Annotated in this window: 18 protein-coding genes; 9 read left to right on the plus strand and 9 right to left on the minus strand. The window is 40.1% G+C overall.

What is annotated here, in order from left to right; all coding sequences use genetic code 11:
- Nucleotides 1-145 precede the first annotated feature (145 nt).
- The 4 genes from JKG64_RS15770 to JKG64_RS15785 all read right to left on the minus strand — a co-directional run bounded on the left by JKG64_RS15770 (nucleotide 146) and on the right by JKG64_RS15785 (nucleotide 3,994).
- A complete protein-coding gene (locus JKG64_RS15770; RefSeq protein ID WP_210355267.1) occupies nucleotides 146-832 on the minus strand; it encodes a zinc metallopeptidase in 687 nt (228 codons plus the stop codon).
- 251 nt (nucleotides 833-1,083) lie between these two features.
- Complete coding sequence (locus JKG64_RS15775; protein ID WP_210355268.1) at nucleotides 1,084-1,674, minus strand: RNA polymerase sigma factor; 591 nt, start codon at nucleotides 1,672-1,674, stop codon at nucleotides 1,084-1,086.
- Nucleotides 1,675-2,028: 354 nt separating this feature from the next.
- A complete protein-coding gene (locus tag JKG64_RS15780; protein WP_133585358.1) occupies nucleotides 2,029-3,300 on the minus strand; it encodes a serine hydroxymethyltransferase in 1,272 nt (423 codons plus the stop codon).
- Between the two features lie 166 nt (nucleotides 3,301-3,466).
- On the minus strand, nucleotides 3,467-3,994 hold the full coding sequence (locus tag JKG64_RS15785; protein WP_210355269.1) for a DUF7935 family protein: 528 nt from the start codon (nucleotides 3,992-3,994) through the stop codon (nucleotides 3,467-3,469).
- Between the two features lie 103 nt (nucleotides 3,995-4,097).
- On the opposite strand from JKG64_RS15785, the gene JKG64_RS15790 reads away from it, so the two are divergent.
- The 7 genes from JKG64_RS15790 (at nucleotide 4,098) to JKG64_RS15820 (ending at nucleotide 11,639) form a co-directional block, all read left to right on the plus strand.
- Complete coding sequence (locus JKG64_RS15790) at nucleotides 4,098-4,451, plus strand: HesB/IscA family protein (RefSeq protein WP_021068820.1); 354 nt, start codon at nucleotides 4,098-4,100, stop codon at nucleotides 4,449-4,451.
- A 210-nt stretch (nucleotides 4,452-4,661) separates the two neighbouring features.
- Complete coding sequence (gene ileS, locus JKG64_RS15795) at nucleotides 4,662-8,075, plus strand: isoleucine--tRNA ligase (protein ID WP_210355270.1); 3,414 nt, start codon at nucleotides 4,662-4,664, stop codon at nucleotides 8,073-8,075.
- A 3-nt stretch (nucleotides 8,076-8,078) separates the two neighbouring features.
- Nucleotides 8,079-8,465 carry a TraR/DksA family transcriptional regulator gene (locus tag JKG64_RS15800; RefSeq protein ID WP_133585362.1) on the plus strand — a complete coding sequence of 129 codons (387 nt, stop codon included), beginning with the start codon at nucleotides 8,079-8,081 and terminating at the stop codon, nucleotides 8,463-8,465.
- Between the two features lie 57 nt (nucleotides 8,466-8,522).
- Nucleotides 8,523-9,173, plus strand: coding sequence for a lipoprotein signal peptidase (locus tag JKG64_RS15805; protein WP_133585363.1), 651 nt, complete (start codon nucleotides 8,523-8,525; stop codon nucleotides 9,171-9,173).
- 83 nt (nucleotides 9,174-9,256) lie between these two features.
- Nucleotides 9,257-10,198, plus strand: a complete 942-nt coding sequence (locus JKG64_RS15810) for a M20/M25/M40 family metallo-hydrolase (RefSeq protein WP_246512629.1) — start codon at nucleotides 9,257-9,259, stop codon at nucleotides 10,196-10,198.
- 4 nt (nucleotides 10,199-10,202) lie between these two features.
- Nucleotides 10,203-11,114 (plus strand): SDR family oxidoreductase, encoded by a 912-nt coding sequence (locus JKG64_RS15815; protein WP_246512630.1) that lies wholly within the window; start codon nucleotides 10,203-10,205, stop codon nucleotides 11,112-11,114.
- Nucleotides 11,115-11,639 (plus strand): acyl-CoA thioesterase, encoded by a 525-nt coding sequence (locus tag JKG64_RS15820; protein WP_210355272.1) that lies wholly within the window; start codon nucleotides 11,115-11,117, stop codon nucleotides 11,637-11,639. It abuts the gene before it with no gap.
- A 51-nt stretch (nucleotides 11,640-11,690) separates the two neighbouring features.
- On the opposite strand, the gene JKG64_RS15825 is transcribed toward JKG64_RS15820, so the two are convergent.
- The 4 genes from JKG64_RS15825 to JKG64_RS15840 form a co-directional block, all read right to left on the minus strand.
- A complete protein-coding gene (locus JKG64_RS15825) occupies nucleotides 11,691-12,098 on the minus strand; it encodes an EVE domain-containing protein (RefSeq protein ID WP_210355273.1) in 408 nt (135 codons plus the stop codon).
- A gap of 1 nt (nucleotide 12,099) precedes the next feature.
- Entirely contained in the window at nucleotides 12,100-12,450 is a 351-nt protein-coding gene (gldC, locus tag JKG64_RS15830) for a gliding motility protein GldC (protein WP_133585367.1), read from the minus strand.
- 88 nt (nucleotides 12,451-12,538) lie between these two features.
- Complete coding sequence (locus JKG64_RS15835; RefSeq protein WP_210355274.1) at nucleotides 12,539-12,778, minus strand: hypothetical protein; 240 nt, start codon at nucleotides 12,776-12,778, stop codon at nucleotides 12,539-12,541.
- Nucleotides 12,779-12,781: 3 nt separating this feature from the next.
- The gene (locus JKG64_RS15840) at nucleotides 12,782-14,131 is read right to left on the minus strand and encodes a DEAD/DEAH box helicase (protein WP_210355275.1); all 1,350 of its coding nucleotides are present in this window, start codon (nucleotides 14,129-14,131) and stop codon (nucleotides 12,782-12,784) included.
- A 141-nt stretch (nucleotides 14,132-14,272) separates the two neighbouring features.
- Between JKG64_RS15840 and JKG64_RS15845 the strand changes: the two genes are divergently transcribed.
- Together JKG64_RS15845 and JKG64_RS15850 are read left to right on the plus strand one after the other, a co-directional pair.
- Complete coding sequence (locus tag JKG64_RS15845) at nucleotides 14,273-16,411, plus strand: S46 family peptidase (protein WP_210355276.1); 2,139 nt, start codon at nucleotides 14,273-14,275, stop codon at nucleotides 16,409-16,411.
- Nucleotides 16,412-16,531: 120 nt separating this feature from the next.
- On the plus strand, nucleotides 16,532-16,714 hold the full coding sequence (locus tag JKG64_RS15850; protein ID WP_021068808.1) for a hypothetical protein: 183 nt from the start codon (nucleotides 16,532-16,534) through the stop codon (nucleotides 16,712-16,714).
- Nucleotides 16,715-16,795: 81 nt separating this feature from the next.
- Here JKG64_RS15850 and JKG64_RS15855 read toward each other — a convergent pair whose 3' ends face one another.
- On the minus strand, nucleotides 16,796-17,581 hold the full coding sequence (locus JKG64_RS15855; protein ID WP_210355277.1) for a GLPGLI family protein: 786 nt from the start codon (nucleotides 17,579-17,581) through the stop codon (nucleotides 16,796-16,798).
- Between the last annotated feature and the right edge of the window lies 1 nt (nucleotide 17,582).

The following is a 17,582-nucleotide window of genomic DNA, read 5'->3' on the forward strand; positions in this document are numbered from 1 at the left end:
AGTTGCAAAGTTAACAATAATTTGCTTTTTCTCAACTCCTGTATTATACAGAATTGTTTTAACCGGAGATGCATCTATTCCACAAAAAAGCCGAAACAATATTGCTTCGGCTTTTCCTTATTAATTCTTTATAGATGAGTTAGTACTAATCTCTTCTTCCCAATAGGATAGACGCATAATATAAGAGCGTAACCAGTGCAGACAATGCTGCGATTACATAGGTCATTGCAGCCCATTTCAAGGCATCTTTTGCCCCGTCATGTTCTTCCTGACTATGTGTTACATTAGCCCGATCCAACCAAGCTAAAGCCCTTTTCGATGCATCAAACTCAACAGGCAAAGTGATAAAACTAAACACTGTAGTGACTGCTAACGCTGCAACACCTATTTGCAATAATAAAAAGCTCTTTGAAAAAATAGCCAACATCACACCTATCATCAACGTGAAAGAGACAATCTTCGAAGAAAAGTTTACAATCGGCACCATAGATGACCGAAACTGCAACCAGGAATAGGCTGTCGCATGTTGTACAGCGTGTCCACATTCGTGCGCGGCCACCGCAGCAGCAGCAACGCTACGCCCATGGTATACCTCAGGGCTCAAGTTTACAGTTCGATCGCTAGGATTATAGTGATCCGTAAGCTGCCCCTCCACTGATACAATATTTACATCATAAATATTATTATCATGCAACATCTTCTGCGCTATCTCTGCACCCGATAACCCAGAGGTTAAAGGCATTTCAGAATACTTTTTAAACTTATTTTTAAATCTTGTTTGGACAATCATACTAATGATCCCAATAACAATCAATAAAATCCAAATTCCCATATCTTTTTTTTTCTTGTTTTTTTATCTATTCTTAATTACACAAAAACCAATTTCAAAGGTCATGCCACAACAAATAAACGCAAATTTTCTGTCATTTTGACAACAAATGAGACATATAGCTTCATCTAACCGTCATAAATTCTGAAAACATCTTACCGGCCATTAATGGCTAGTAGCATGAAGCAATAAGCAAAATGGACTCTTGGTAAAACCAAAAGTCCATTTGAATATTCTTAAATTTAAAATGGAATCTAATTAAACTGGAAGGTCATATTATGATCTTCAATCATTTTACGGAGATTACTCAAGGCATACCGCATACGTCCCAATGCTGTGTTGATACTCACTTCCGTGATCTCCGCAATATCTTTAAAGCTCATATCACAAAAATGCCGCATAATCAATACCTCTTTTTGGTCATCAGGTAGCAACTGTATAAGTTTCTTTAAATCCACATCGACCTGACTCCGCACCAACTTACTTTCAGCATCGTCATCAGCAAAGTTGAGCACTTCAAAAATATCGTAGCCATCGCCATTAATCACAGTAGGTCCTCGTTTTTCCTTTCTAAAATGGTCAATCACCATATTATGGGCAATACGAATCACCCAAGGTAAAAACTTTCCCTCCTCATTATAGCGTCCTGTTTTAATAGTATTGATGACCTTGATAAAGGTCTCTTGAAAAATGTCCTCTGCCAAGAACTCATCTTTGACACGAACAAAAATAGAAGTATATATCTTAGTCTTGTAACGATCTATCAGCACCTTCAATCCACTCTCATCGCCATTGATATAGGCCCGGATTAACTCTTGATCTGTTTTGCTTTTCAATAGTTTCATAATAATTCCCCTAATATTTTAAGTATAGAGCATGTAAGCAATTCAATTTTTTAGAGTAACCGTGTTTCGATAGGCATCTATTTTTAATTGTTTTAAATATCGTTATCTACCCCAAAGTAGCTGAAAAAAAATGACGTTTCAAATTTACGTCACGAGTTTTAACATTAATTCACAGTTCTTAAACGCAATAATTATACCACAAAGCCAGTCCAACGAACAGCCACCAGAGAGAACATACAGAACTCCAAATTATCTTATCCTTCAAATCGGTACACCCCAGCAAACCAAAGTCAATTTCAACAAAAAAAGCTCCAAAATTTCTTCTGGAGCTTTCTATATTATTCATTCACCTACCTACTTGTATAGTGGGAACTGAGCCATCATAGCTTTCACTTTATCATGGATTTTTGCCAACTGTGCTTCGTTTGCACGGTTTTGCAATGCTTCATCGATCAACTCACCAATTTGAACCATCTCTGCTTCTTTCACCCCACGAGTGGTAATCGCTGCTGTACCGAAACGAACACCTGAAGTAACAAAAGGAGAACGTGTATCAAACGGAACCATATTTTTGTTGGTAGTTATACCTGCTAATCCCAATACAGCTTCTGCTTCCTTACCTGAGATATCTTTATTACGTAAATCCACTAACATCAAGTGATTATCTGTTCCTCCTGAGATAATCTTGTAATCGCGATCCACGAAGAATTTGGCCAAAGCCTGAGCATTGCTCTGTACTTGCTTCACATAAGCTAAATAATCATCGCTCAATGCTTCACCATAAGCTACAGCTTTAGCCGCGATAGTGTGCTCCAAAGGACCACCTTGCGTACCTGGGAATACCGCCAAATCCAACAATTGTGTGATTGTACGAGTCTCTCCTTTAGGAGTCTTCGCACCCCAAGTGTTTTCAAAATCCTTACCTACCATGATCATACCACCACGAGGTCCACGCAATGTTTTGTGCGTAGTCGTAGTCACGATATGACAGTGAGGAAGAGGATCATTCAATAATCCTTTAGCAATCAATCCTGCCGGGTGAGAGATATCAGCCAATAATAAGGCTCCTACCTCATCTGCAACTTTACGCATACGTGCATAATCCCAATCACGTGAATATGCAGAAGCACCACAAATAATCATCTTTGGTTTCTCACGTAGTGCAGTCTCTTCTAGTTGTTCGTAATCGATTAAGCCTGTATCCTCTTTTACACCATAGAATAAAGGCTGGTAGATTTTTCCAGAAAGATTGGCAGGAGAACCATGCGTCAAGTGACCGCCATGAGAAAGATCAAGACCTAGGATTTTATCTCCAGGTTTTATTGTAGCCAAAAAGACAGCTGCATTCGCCTGTGCGCCAGAGTGCGGTTGCACGTTAACCCATTCTGCACCAAAAAGCTTTTTAGCACGTTCGATAGCGATTGTCTCTATTTCATCGACAACTTCGCATCCGCCATAATAACGTTTTCCTGGAAGTCCTTCAGCGTATTTATTGGTCAATACAGAACCTGCTGCTTCCATTACTTGTTTGCTCACGAAGTTTTCTGATGCGATTAATTCAATGCCTTCTTCCTGGCGTTTTAGCTCATCTGCGATTAGATTAAAGATAGCTTGATCTCTTTCCATTCTTGTGTAATTATTATTGGGGTGTTGAGAATAAATTATTTTGCCGCAAATATACGATTATCTTAGCTTTTAAAGGAATTCTTTAATGTATCTTTTAAAAAACAAATCTTACATTAAACAATTATCAATCAAAGACATCTTATCTTTATCAGGCATCACACGTACTCTAGACAGCAAGTTCCTTCTTAAGTAACACCTGAGCAGCTTCATAGGGATTCACATCAAGCGCTTTCATATGTTTTAAAACGACCTCTATATAACTATCAACTGAATCATCTGCTCGCATACCTTTATTTGCATTGCGCATCAAATCCAACGTATTATCCTTCAAATCCCGCACAATAGTCCAAGCTAAGTCTGACACATACAGTTGTTGTGTAAAATTGTGCTGAAATTCAGATTCGATATCTGCCAGTATAGCCTGCTTAAACTGATGGAGCGAAATTCCCTGTCCGTGATGTCTGAGCATAAGCTGCTCTGGCGACACCCGATGAACAAACAACAACAACCGTTCATAAGCTGCAAAACGTAACTGCAACCGGTCCTTAAGGAGTTCTTTGTTTTGGTTGATATTACCCATCTTCAGAAAATGCCCCTCTATTTTGGGCCAGATAATGTAAAATGCTAATACCAAAGCTATAAATACGCCAAAAGCTAAAACGAAAAGTTGTTTAAAAAAATCAATATACTCCATTATCAAGTCTTGTTTATATAGTGTCAAAAAAAACACAGCATGTTTATTTCGGCTAAAAATATGTATTTTTGTTTAACTATCAACAATAGGGAAAGGTAAGAAAATGAGTATCGAACATACAACAGGCACAGCACCCGTAAAAATGACGGAAGGCGCTGTTACGGAATTAAGAAAATTAATAAGCCAACAAGAGATAAGTGCTGACTACGGTCTTCGCATTGGTGTTGAAGGTGGAGGTTGTTCTGGCATGAACTATATCCTTGGCTTCGACCAAAAGAAAGATGGCGATTCGGAATACGAGATCGAAGGTCTCCGTGTATTCATGAACAAAGCTCATGGAATGTATCTTGCAGGGATGGAGATTGATTTCAAGAATGGTTTGGACGCAAGAGGCTTTACATTTAACAACCCGAATGCCACAAGCACTTGTGGATGCGGATCTAGTTTCTCCGCTTAAAAAGAATAAAAGCTGTCTTCAGGTATCTCTAAAAATAGATAACTAAGACAGCTTTTCACCTCCCTTCTCTATCTAATCGCTCAAAAAGGGCCTTAAAGCTCTAATTTCCCGTCTATAAAAAGCGAGCTCAATATTATCCGTTTCTAACTTTTACCTTTCCTTAATATTCATTAAATTAGCCACCTTTAAAAATTGATTTACAAATACGTGATGTACAAGGAATATAAGCAGTTAAATTTACCGGAAATCGGCAAAGAAGTATTAAAACGTTGGGAAACAGAAAATATATTTGAAAAAAGTATTTCAAACCGTCCAGCGAGCAAGCCCTACACTTTCTATGAAGGTCCTCCTTCTGCAAATGGTACCCCTGGTATCCACCATGTGATGGCGCGTGCTATTAAAGATATTTTTTGCCGTTACAAAACCTTAAAGGGATTTCAGGTAAAACGTAAGGGAGGCTGGGATACCCACGGTCTACCAATCGAACTCGCTGTCGAAAAATCCTTGGGTATCACCAAAGAAGATATCGGAGTTAAGATCTCTGTCGAGGCCTATAACGATGCGTGTCGCAAAGAGGTGATGAAATACACCGACCTCTGGAACGACCTTACCGAAAAAATGGGATACTGGGTAGATCTAGAGAATCCTTATATCACTTATGAAAATGAGTACATAGAGACCTTATGGTTCTTATTGAAAGACCTATACAAAAAAGGCCTTCTATACAAGGGCTACACCATACAACCTTACTCGCCTGCTGCAGGTACAGGGTTGAGCTCCCATGAGCTCAATCAACCAGGTACGTACAAAGATGTCAAGGACACCACCATCGTTGCGGAGTTTCGCTTAGACAAAAAGCAACTACACCCTATGGTAAATACGTTGGTAGAGACACCTGAAGAAGATGTAGCTTTCATCGCTTGGACGACTACCCCTTGGACCCTACCAAGCAACACGGCACTTGTAGTTGGCAAAAACATTGACTACGTCAAAATCAAAACGTTCAACCAGTATACTGGCGAGCCTGTTTCTGTTATCTTGGCCAAAAACCTAATCAGTAAACACTTCAAAGCTGAAGGCGAAAATGCTTCTTTCCAAGATTATAAAACAGGAGACAAAATCGTCCCTTGGGAAAAAGCAGCCGAATTCAAAGGAGCAGAGTTAGTGGACCTGAGATATCACCAGTTGCTACCTTACATTACATCCGAAGAGTTGTTAGAAAATGCTTTCCGAGTGATTCCAGGTGATTTTGTAACGACCGAAGATGGTACAGGTATCGTGCATGCTGCGCCGACTTACGGTGCGGATGACTTTAGAGTATCCAAAGAAAATGGTATCCCTGCTATCTTGGTCAAAGACGAGAATGGCAAAGATGTGCCTACTGTAGACCGTACAGGACGTTTCGTCAAAGAAATCAGCGACTTTGCCGGGCGTTTTGTAAAAGAAGAATATTACAGTGCTGAAGAACGTGCGGACAAAGATTTCCGCCCAACCGATGTACTCATTGCCATCAAATTAAAAGAAGACAACAAAGCATTTGATGTCAAAAAATACGAACACACCTATCCACATTGCTGGCGTACAGACAAACCTGTATTATACTATCCATTGGATAGCTGGTTCATCAAAACCACTGCTGTAAAAGAACAATTGGTTGCTTTGAACAAAACCATCAACTGGAAACCAGAAGCAACAGGTACAGGACGATTTGGAAACTGGTTAGAAAACCTTGTTGACTGGAACTTATCCCGTTCTAGATACTGGGGTACTCCCCTACCTATCTGGCGTTCGGAAGATGAAAACGAAGAAATCTGTATCGGCTCTATGTCCGAGTTGAAATCCTACCTAGAAGCTTCACTTACATCTGATGTTTTGAGCGATGCCGAAAAGGAAATCAACAGCGAATACTTAGCCAAATTCGGAACAGAGAAACTAGACCTTCACCGTCCGTACGTAGACCATGTTGTATTAGTATCCGATGCCGGGCAGAAACTATTCCGCGAGCCAGACCTTATCGACGTATGGTTTGACTCTGGAGCTATGCCTTATGCACAATGGGGACTAGACTATGACAAGCTTGCAAATGGCGATGCATTACCATTCAAAAATGAATATAACAATGCGTTTCCTGCAGACTTCATCGCCGAAGGTGTTGACCAAACCCGCGGATGGTTCTTCACATTACACGCTATCTCGACTATGGTTACGGGTTCTGTAGCCTTCAAAAACGTGGTTTCAAATGGACTTGTACTGGATAAAAACGGTAACAAAATGTCTAAGCGTCTAGGCAACGGAGTAGACCCATTTGCAACGATAGAAAAGTACAGTGCTGATGCCACCCGCTGGTATATGATCAGCAATGCAGCCCCTTGGGATAATTTAAAATTCAACGAAGAAGGCTTAGACGAGGTACGTCGTAAATTCTTCGGAACACTATATAACACCTATGCGTTCTTTGCGCTTTATGCCAATATCGACAACTTCAGCTACGCTGAACCCGAAATTGCGTTAGCCAACAGACCAGAGATCGATAGATGGATATTATCCTTACTGAATACCCTTACCAAGGAAGTTGATGAATGCTATAGCGATTACGAGCCTACAAAAGCAGCACGCGCTATACAGAACTTTGTAGACGAACATTTGAGCAACTGGTATGTAAGGTTATGCCGCCGTCGCTTCTGGAAAGGAGATTATACGGAAGACAAAATCTCAGCCTACCAAACATTGTACACCTGTTTGGACACCATTGCTAAATTGATGTCTCCGATATCTCCATTCTTTGCAGATCAGCTTTATCTTGACTTGAACCAAGCTACAAAAAAACAGACCTTCGAATCTGTACATCTAGCCGACTTCCCTGTTTACCAAGCTGACCTGGTAGACAAAGAGCTAGAAGAGCGCATGGGTCTAGCACAGGATATTTCGTCATTGACACTATCTCTACGTAAGAAAACGGCAATCAATGTACGTCAGCCTTTGAGCAAAATTTTGATCCCTGTATTGGATGCTGCTTTCCAGACAAAAGTCGAAAAAGTAAAAGATTTGATTCTATCGGAGACCAACATTAAGAATATCGAATTCATTACAGACACCGCTGGTCTTATCAAGAAAAAGATAAAACCTAACTTCAAGGCCCTAGGTGCCAAAGTCGGCAAAGACATGAAGACCGTGAGCGCGGCAATTCAAGCTTTCACACTAGAGCAGATCAGTCAGTTAGAAAAAGCGGGAACCCTTGAGCTAGAAGGCACACCTTATAGCATCGGCTTAGAAGATGTAGAGATTATCGCAGAAGACGTAGCGGGATGGCAAGTAGCCAATCTAGGCAACCTTACCGTAGCTTTAGATATACAAATCAGCGACGAGCTAAAACAAGAAGGAATCGCGCGCGAACTGATAAACCGCATACAGAATCTACGCAAAGAAAAAGGATTTGAGGTAACTGACAGAATACGAGTTCAGTTGACACAAAATAATGAAATTGAACAAGCTGCCAAGAATAATTTATCGTATATTTGCACGGAAATATTAGCTGATTCATTGATTTTTGAACAAGAGGTAATAGGAGGAGAAAGCATAGAAATCAATGATAATAAACTTGAGGTATTAATTGAAAAAAATTAAACTATGGGAGAAAACACAGAAAAAACCCGCTATAGTGACGCTGAATTATTAGAATTCAAAGCCATTATAATGGACAAGTTAAGAATTGCGAAGGAAGAGCTCCTAGCCTTAACAAAGACTTTGAGTGGAGGAAATGCCAACGGAACGGATGACACAGCTGGTACCTACAAGACACTAGAAGATGGTTCTGCAACATTGGAAAAAGAACAGACAAACCAATTGGCAGCACGTCAAAAGAAGTTTATTGATAACTTAGAAGCAGCTTTGGTCCGCATCGAAAACAAAACGTATGGAGTCTGCCGGGAGACTGGTAAATTGATTCAAAAGGAGCGCCTTAAAGCAGTTCCACATACTACATTGAGCATCGAAGCCAAGAACAAACAATACTAAACAAAATACAAATAGCCTTTGCCACTTCTTGCGCAAAGGCTATTTTATGAATTCACTATGAAAGGCTATACAAGACCTATTACGCTAATTATCATCGTTTTATTAATAGACCAAATCTCCAAGTTTTGGATTAAGCTGAATATGACTATTGGTCAAGATTTCAAAATTCTTGGCGATAAGTTTTTGATTCACTTTATCGAAAACCCAGGAATGGCCTACGGCATGGAATTTGGCGGAGAATATGGCAAATTATTCTTAAGTGTATTTCGAATAATTGCGGTATCAGGAATTGGCTATGGACTTTATTATATGGTCAAGAACAAATATAACCGAGGCTTTATATTGAACGTAGCCCTCATCTTTGCGGGCGCACTGGGCAATATCATCGACTCGGCATTCTATGGCTTAATATTTAGTGAAAGTACATTTTATGAAAAAGCAGTTCTTTTTCCTGAAGGAGGGGGCTATGCCTCTTTTCTACATGGAAAAGTAGTTGACATGCTTTATTTCCCTTTAATCGAAGGAAACTTTCCCGATTGGCTACCAATATGGGGAGGTGAACACTTCTTATTCTTCCGGCCTGTATTCAATATCGCGGATTCGGCTATCTCCGTTGGTGTATTCTTAATCTTAATCTTCCAGAAACGCTATTTCAAAGAAGAGCACAAAGAAGAAGACAGCGTACACAGCGAAATACTAGAAGATTAAAAAATATGATAAGAGCGGAATATTTCCGCTCTTATTCATTATATACTATTTTTGTAATCAATAACACCTTCATCCACATGTATATGAAACGACTCAAAATCCTTTTCCTATCAATATTCAGTCTATCCATTTTTCTCTCTACTGCTCAAGAAATCAACATAGACAACTTAAAAAAACACATCTATTACCTTTCTTCAGATAAAATGAAAGGCAGGGCAACAGGTAGCAAAGAACTCAAGAAATCAGCCAACTACATCGAAAAAGAATTCAAAAAATATAAACTATCCCCAAAAGGAAATAAAGGCTATCGCCAATCTTTCACGGCCAAAGTCAGCCGCGTTATTGTCCCTGACAGCTTACGCCGAGCAGAAAACATCATTGGTTTTTTAGACAATGGCGCTCCCTACACTGTTGTGATCGGTGCGCACTATGACCATTTGGGACTAGGTGACTTCGGCGGATCAAAAGACCCTGACAATATCGGCAAGATACACAATGGTGCCGATGACAATGCTTCTGGTGTAGCCGGCTTACTTGAGCTTGCCAGACATTATTCTAGTAATGGCATCAAAGAACAGTTCAACATCCTCTTTATTGCATTCAGCGCTGAAGAGCTTGGGTTACTAGGTTCAAAACACTGGACTGAGAATCCCACAGTCCCACTATCCGAGATACACTGGATGCTTAATATGGATATGATTGGCCGCTACAATCCAGCCAATGGGTTAGCCGTTATCGGTTACGGTACTAGTCCACAGTTTCCCGCAATCTTTGAAGGTATACAAAGTGATATCAAATTCAATCTAAGCAAAGATGGCAATGGTGGTTCCGACCAAACCTCTTTCTATAAAAAGAACATCCCTGTCCTATTTTTCCATACCGGTGGACATGAAGATTACCATAAAACAGGAGATGATGCCGAAAAAATTGACTATACGGTTTTAAAGAGCATTCTTCAATTAGAAGTAAAGGTCATTGACAAGTCAATGCAACAACAAAAAATGGATTTTACCTGGACAAATTAACCGTATGCGTATATTTATTACCGGTTCCAATGGCTTCGTTGCTCAAAAGTTCTGCGAGCTTTGGCAACATGCCCAAATAGAGAGCGAACTCTTAGGCGTATCTAAGACAGCCAATAGAAATAAAGACCTTCCCTCCTCTTCTTTTAGGCAATGTGACCTAATAGATCTAGAAGCTCTTAACAACTTACTTGTAACATTTCGCCCTACCCATATTTTACACACCGCAGCGCTGAGCAGTGTCGAGTCTTGTGTAGACAATCCGGATATGGCACAAAAAATCAATGTAGACCTAACCACATTTTTAGGAGAATACGCTTTCTCCCAAAATGTGCATTTGACATTCTTATCTACAGATTTCGTATTCGATGGGCTACAAGGCCCCTATAAAGAGGAAGACCGCACCGCTCCAGTCAATGCTTACGGACAGAGCAAAGTAAGAGCAGAACAGTCTCTCCTGCCATTGGATGGCAAAATAGCCATACTAAGAACTATCCTGGTATACGGTTGTATCGCTGACTCTACGCGTGGCAACCTCGTATTATGGGCAAAAAAACAACTGGAAGAAGGCAATTCTATCCGTGTCGTTCGCGACCAATGGCGTATGCCCACTTGGGTCGATGACCTTGCTCAAGCCTGCCTTTTAGCGATGAAGAAAGAAGCACAAGGCCTATTTCATATATCTGGTTCAGAGCTATATAGTATAGAAGAAGTAGTACACAAAGTCGCTGACTATTGGCACCTCGACAAATCCTTGATTAGCTCCATCACAGCCAAGGATATTGGACAGGATCAAAACCGTCCAGCTAGAACAGGCTTTGTTCTTGACAAAGCACAGACTGTTTTAGGCTTTACACCTACTCCTTTTGTAGTATCTTTGCAAAAAATTGACGAACAACTAAAACAACATAACAGATAGATGGAAGGGAAAAAAGCAAAAGATTCGTACACCGAAATGAACGAATTGGTTTTACCAAACGACACCAATACCTTTGGTAATCTAATGGGGGGCAGACTATTATACTGGATGGATATTTGTTCTGCTATGGCAGCCCAAAAGCACTCCAATAGTCCTGTAGTAACTGTATCTGTAGATAATGTTTCGTTCAAAAGGTCGATTAAATTGGGCGAGGTAGTTACTATTCAGGCCAAAGTTTCACGCGCTTTCAACTCTTCTATGGAAGTCCGGATGGAGATATTTGCACACAATCTTCCCGAAGGGACAAAAGTTAAGAGCAATGAAGCTTATTATACTTTTGTAGCAGTTGATGAAAATACCAAACCCAAAAGAGTTGCGGACCTTATCCCAGAAACGGAAGAAGAAATCCACTTGTACGACGAAGCATTACAACGTCGGGAATTACGTTTGATTCTTGCTGGAAAAATGGAAATGAAAGATTCCAAAAGCTTAAAGAAGCTTATAAACCATGCAAAAAGTCATTAAAGAGAAAAGGTTCAGTTTGATAAACTGAACCTTTTCTCTTTATGAATAGAGTTACCCATTCCCCAACTCTAGGATACGGTCAAATTCTTCTTGCTTGAGTGGCATCACCGACAGACGCCCTTGTTTTACCAGCGCAATATTTTGCAGAAACTCATCGGCTTTTACCATTTCCAGTGTAACCGGCTTTTTTAAAGTCTCTACCGGAGCAAGGTCTACCACTACCCATTTAGGGTCTTCCGTAGTAGGATCCTGATAATATTCATTGACGACCTTAGCTACGCCAACCACTTCTTTACCTTCATTACTGTGATAGAAAAGGACCAAATCTCCGACCTTCATGGCCTTCATGTTATTCCGGGCTTGGTAATTACGTACGCCATCCCAGAATGTCTGTCCATCTTTATTAAACTGCTCCCAGCTATATTTAAAGGGTTCTGATTTTACTAAGAAATAATTCATATTAGCCCTCTCCTTCCAAAACTTCCATCTTATCGGCAAAGTGTGCACAATAATCACGAAGGTCACCGATTACTTTTTCTGCCATTGGATCGCCACCAGATGCTCTTAAAAAAGAATCACCCATCGTTTGCATCGTTTCATAAAAAAAGCGCTTCATCTCATCATACGGCATATCTTTCGTCCATAAGTCAATGCGTAGAGAGTTTTTATACTGTGCATCCCACAATGATAAAAACATTGCTTTAGCGGGCAACGTATCTGAAGTCTCTCCATCCGTAGAAGACCATTGAATTACTTCTGGAACATTATTTTCGTCTAACTCGACGTTCAATTTTATTTCTGCTTTTTTCATTCTATTATTTAATTTTTAATACCCGCAGAGAATCCTCATAAATAGTATCTCTACTGATTATCGATATTATAAAAACCTTTCGGTCTCCTTATTGCATTTTCAATATAACCATCAATATACCTACAAGCAGTATAAAACCAATCTGTAGAAACCAAATTCGCTTTAAATCTTTAAAGAACAAGCGAAAGCCCAAATCTATCAACGCCAAGAATATAGTTAACAACAGCAACCAGCCCCAAGACATGATCTTTTCCTCTCCACTCCCCCATTCAGAGACCACCCATACCAAGATACAGGCCAAAGTAATATTTAGGGGTGTCAGCTTCACAGATTAACTATTTTTAAACTTTTTGCCCTTCTTTTTTACTCCAGAAGATTTAGCTGTTGTTTTTTTCGGCTTGAACCCAGACTTTAGCGCTTCCTTTTGTTTAATAACAAACTTTTTCTCATGAAAAGCCCCTTTAAAATCAGGATTGTCTTTCTTCTTTTGATTATCGATTTCCCGAGCTATAGTTTGTCGTTCGTCGAATGGAGTTTTCTCCACAAAGACGTCCTCAGGCAGTTCAGAAACCGGGATAGATTGACGGATTAGCTTTTCAATCTTTTCCACATAATATTCTTCTGCAGGGTTTGCAAAAGTAATCGCATCTCCTTTATTGAAGGCCCTTCCTGTACGTCCTATTCGGTGTACATAGTCTTCAATAACGATAGGTACATCAAAATTTATCACATGACTTACGTTAGAGACATCCAGTCCTCTAGCGGCCACATCCGTAGCCACCAAAAACCGAATCTCACCCGACTTAAATGCATTGATAGAGTTTATTCGCGTATTCTGTCCTTTATTCGCATGAATGACACGCACATTATCTTCACCATACTTACGGTCCAAGAAGCCAAATACATTATCAGCCACCTCCTTCGTCTTACAAAAAACGATAACCCGATGGAATGCTTCGTCATCTTTAAATAGGTGCTGTAACAGATTGATCTTAGTCTTCAGGTTAGGCACCCGGTACAACGTCTGCGAGACTGTCTTGGCCGGTGTAGCCTGCTCCGTAACTTCAATTACAGTCGGGAATGCCAAGAAATCGCCAGCAATCTTACGCACGAGCTCACTCATCGTTGCCGAGAACAAAAGGTTTTGGCGTTTGCGAGGGACAACCTCCAACACACGGTGTATCTTGCTGATGAAGCCCATATCCATCATCTTATCCGCTTCATCCATCACCAAAAACTTCAACGATTTCATATTGATATATCCTTCCAGATATAAATCCAGAAAACGACCAGGAGTTGCGACTATAATGTCACAGCCTTTCTCCAGTTGTTCCTTTTGGGTCTTCGGTCCCAAGCCACCATACAAAAGTACCGTACGAAGGTCCAGATTAGTGGAGAAGAGGCGTATATGCTCCTCTATCTGCATAGCCAGCTCGCGAGTCGGGCTCAGTATTAAGGCCCTAGGGTCCATACCCTGCGCATACTTCAACTTCATTAATAACGGCAGCACAAAAGCGGCTGTTTTACCTGTCCCTGTCTGCGCTATTCCCATCACATCCTGTCCAGCTAGAATTGGCGTGATAGCCTTCTGCTGAATCTCCGTAGGCTCTTTATAACCTGCCTCCGCGATTGCGTCTAGTATTTGCTTATTGAGTTTAAAATCTTCGAACGATACCTGCATCTTACAAAGATAATGAAAAAGATATTAGATGTAAGTCATAAGACGGGAGAATGCAAACAGATATGACTTCCAAATTTTATTTTTCAAAATTTTGTTTTGCCAGCGATTTAAAGCAATTTTGTTTTAGAAAAAATAATTAGAATGAAGAAAATAGTATCGTTATTAGTGCTATGTGCAGTCACCTTGACGACCATGGCAGATGAGGGAATGTGGTTCCTCATGCATTTAAAGCGTCTGAACGAAGCTGACATGCAGAAAAAAGGTCTTAAACTGACCGCCGAAGAAATTTACAGTATCAACAATTCCAGCTTAAAAGATGCTATTGTACAGTTTGCTGGAGGTTGTACAGCCGAAATCGTATCTGGTTCAGGCCTTGTTATGACCAACCACCACTGTGGATACGGTGCCATTGCAGAATTATCCTCTCCAGAGCATGATTACCTGACCAATGGTTTCTGGGCAAAAAACCACAGCGAAGAGTTGAAACCAAAATCTCTTTCGGTTCGCTTCTTTGTACGTATGGACGATGTTTCAAAACGTATCTTAAGCTTAGTAAATGATAAGATGTCTGAAAAAGAAAGACAAAAAATCATCAACCAAGAGATTGCTAAGATTGAAAAAGAAAACAGCGAAAACGGTAAATACATCGTTTCCGTCAAATCATTTTATAACGGTAACGAATATTACTACTTTGTCTATCAAGACTACGAAGATGTACGTCTAGTAGGTACACCTCCAAACAGTATTGGTAAATTCGGTGGTGACACTGACAACTGGGAGTGGCCGCGTCACACTGGCGATTTCTCCGTTTTCAGAGTCTATGCAGATAAAGACGGAAATCCAGCTCCTTACTCCAAAGAAAACGTACCGTTGAAGCCTAAATACCATTTACCGATCAGTCTAAAAGGTATTAAAGAAGGTGACTTCTCTATGATTTTAGGATACCCTGGCCGTACCAATCGCTGGATGCCAGCTGCCGGAATTGACCAAAATGTCAAATACGCATACCCTGCTTGGGTAGAAGCTTCCAAAACAGGTATGGATGCCATGAAAAGACACATGGAAAAAGACCAAGCTGTAAATATCAACTACGCTTCTCAATACTCAGGTGTTGCCAACTATTGGAAAAACCGTCAAGGTATGATCGATGCTTTGTCTAAACACAATACTGCCAATGCCAAACGCACGTTGGAAAGCAACTTTGAAAAGTGGGCCAATAAAAAAGAAAACAAAGAAAAGTACGGTGATGTTATCAAAACAATCAACGACTACTACACTGCTACCAACGAAAAAGCACGCCATGACAACTACCTAACTGGTATGATTCGTTCATCTACGTTTGCTTCGTTTCCTTATAGCATCGGTAGTGCATTAAAACAATATGCTGAAGCGAATGAGGCCGCACGCAAGCAAATGCGTCCACGCTTTGAAGCTGGTATCCAAGAAACTTACGAAAAGGCTTACATTCCACTAGAAATAGACGTATTAGCAGACGAGTTGAATCTCTACAGCGCAAAAGCTGGACAGATTGCACCGTATATCGCCGAATTAGCAAAACAAAACAATAGTAACTTCACTGCGACCATAAAATCTGCATTCGAGAATAGCGTTTTCGGTTCACAGTCAAAACTAGAAGCATTCTTGGACAACCCTTCCGCTTCTGTCATCAGCCAAGACCCGTTATTCAAAATATCGGACGCTTTAATGACTAAATACAGAGAGCGTACAGCTGAACAAGAGCAACGTGAAGATAATTTTCAAGCAGCTTTCCGCAAATATATTGCAGGTTTCTTAGAAATGAATCCAAAAGGCAAGTACTATCCAGATGCAAATAGCACCTTACGCCTTACTTACGGTACGATCAGAGCACTTCCTAGCGACCCTCGCAACGACGCTAAAGTAAACAATTACACCACTTTAAAAGGCACGATAGCGAAATACAAGCCAAATGATGAAGAGTTTGATTTGCCAAAAAGACTCATCGATTTGTACGAACAAAAAGACTATGGCCGCTATGCTGATAAAGATGGTTATATGCCTGTAAACTTCCTAAGTGACCAAGATATTACAGGTGGAAACTCAGGTTCTCCAGTATTAAATGCAAAAGGTGAATTAATTGGCTTGGCTTTTGATGGTAATATTGAAGCCATGGCTGGCGACGTGATCTTTGACCCTAAACTACAACGGACTATTTCGGTAGACATCAGATATGTCCTGTTTGTCATTGATAAATTCGCCGGTGCAAAAAATATCATAGACGAACTTACAATTGTAGAATAATCGCTATCAAATTGTTTTTTTCGACAAAAAAATAGGATTTAATTACTTTTGTATTTGTTGTTTTTGTATATTTATTACATCTTAGTGCAAATATTTAGAAACTAAATTATATTAATTAAAATGGAAAACTACACTAAATTAAAAGAACTAGTTGCTTCAATCGAAGCTGATGCTGAAAAATTCTTCAACAATGGTAACTCTGCTGCAGGTACTCGCGTACGTAAAGGCTTACAAGACATTAAGACTTTAGCACAAGACATCCGTAACGAAGTAACTGCAAAGAAAAACGACGGAAAAAAATAATCTATCTTAGATTATACAATAAAAAATCCCGTTCTGAACAACTCAGAACGGGATTTTTTATACCTAAACACTAGACTATCGCTACATCAGTGCCAACTTGATTACATAATCTACCGTCGCTTTATTTAGAAAGCTACCGAAAGTATCGGTCATCATTTTAGCGATTTCAGCCCTATTCATCCGCTTTGCCTTCGCATTATTAAACAGCTTCTTATCCAACACTAAATTATCCGTAACGTCTACTTTAGTCGCAAAGTAAGAGACATGTTGACTGGGCACTACCAAACCTAAGATCAGCCCTGGTAGACCGCTAATAGATTCTGGACCTCCATTGGTCAAAAGCTCATTGCTATAATAACCGATCACATATGTCGAATCAGGTGTAAAACCATTGGCACGTCGGCAGTTATATCCAGCGATCTCACGATACTCATCCGTAATCTTCCAATCAATCGCCTTGACCGTGTCTTCTACAATTATTTTTTGCCCTATGATATCATTATAACGCTTGTATTCTTTAGTTTTCAAGTCTGACAGGGTACTCGCGTCAAAATCCAAAGCCAGCATCATAATAAACTGCTTGATTTCCGCATCCAGATCCTGTTTAACAGGTTCGAACAAAGTCTCATCCCCATTAAACTTCAAGGTCTTTTTCAACACGAGATTCTCAGGGGCACTGGGTATCATCGACTCAAACTGAGCTCTAGAGCGATCATCCGATTTCTCTAGGTACTGCTTACGCATGATGTTCTTAATGTACATGGTTTTATCATAAGTCACCACTCCTGATTTTCCAAACATGGCAAACTGCGCTGTCGCTGTATGCCCCAATACAAAAAGAGTTAACAGCATCATTATATTCTTCATA

It is taken from the genome of Sphingobacterium tabacisoli, assembly GCF_017908035.1.
In the GTDB taxonomy this organism is placed as follows: Bacteria; Bacteroidota; Bacteroidia; order Sphingobacteriales; family Sphingobacteriaceae; genus Sphingobacterium; species Sphingobacterium tabacisoli.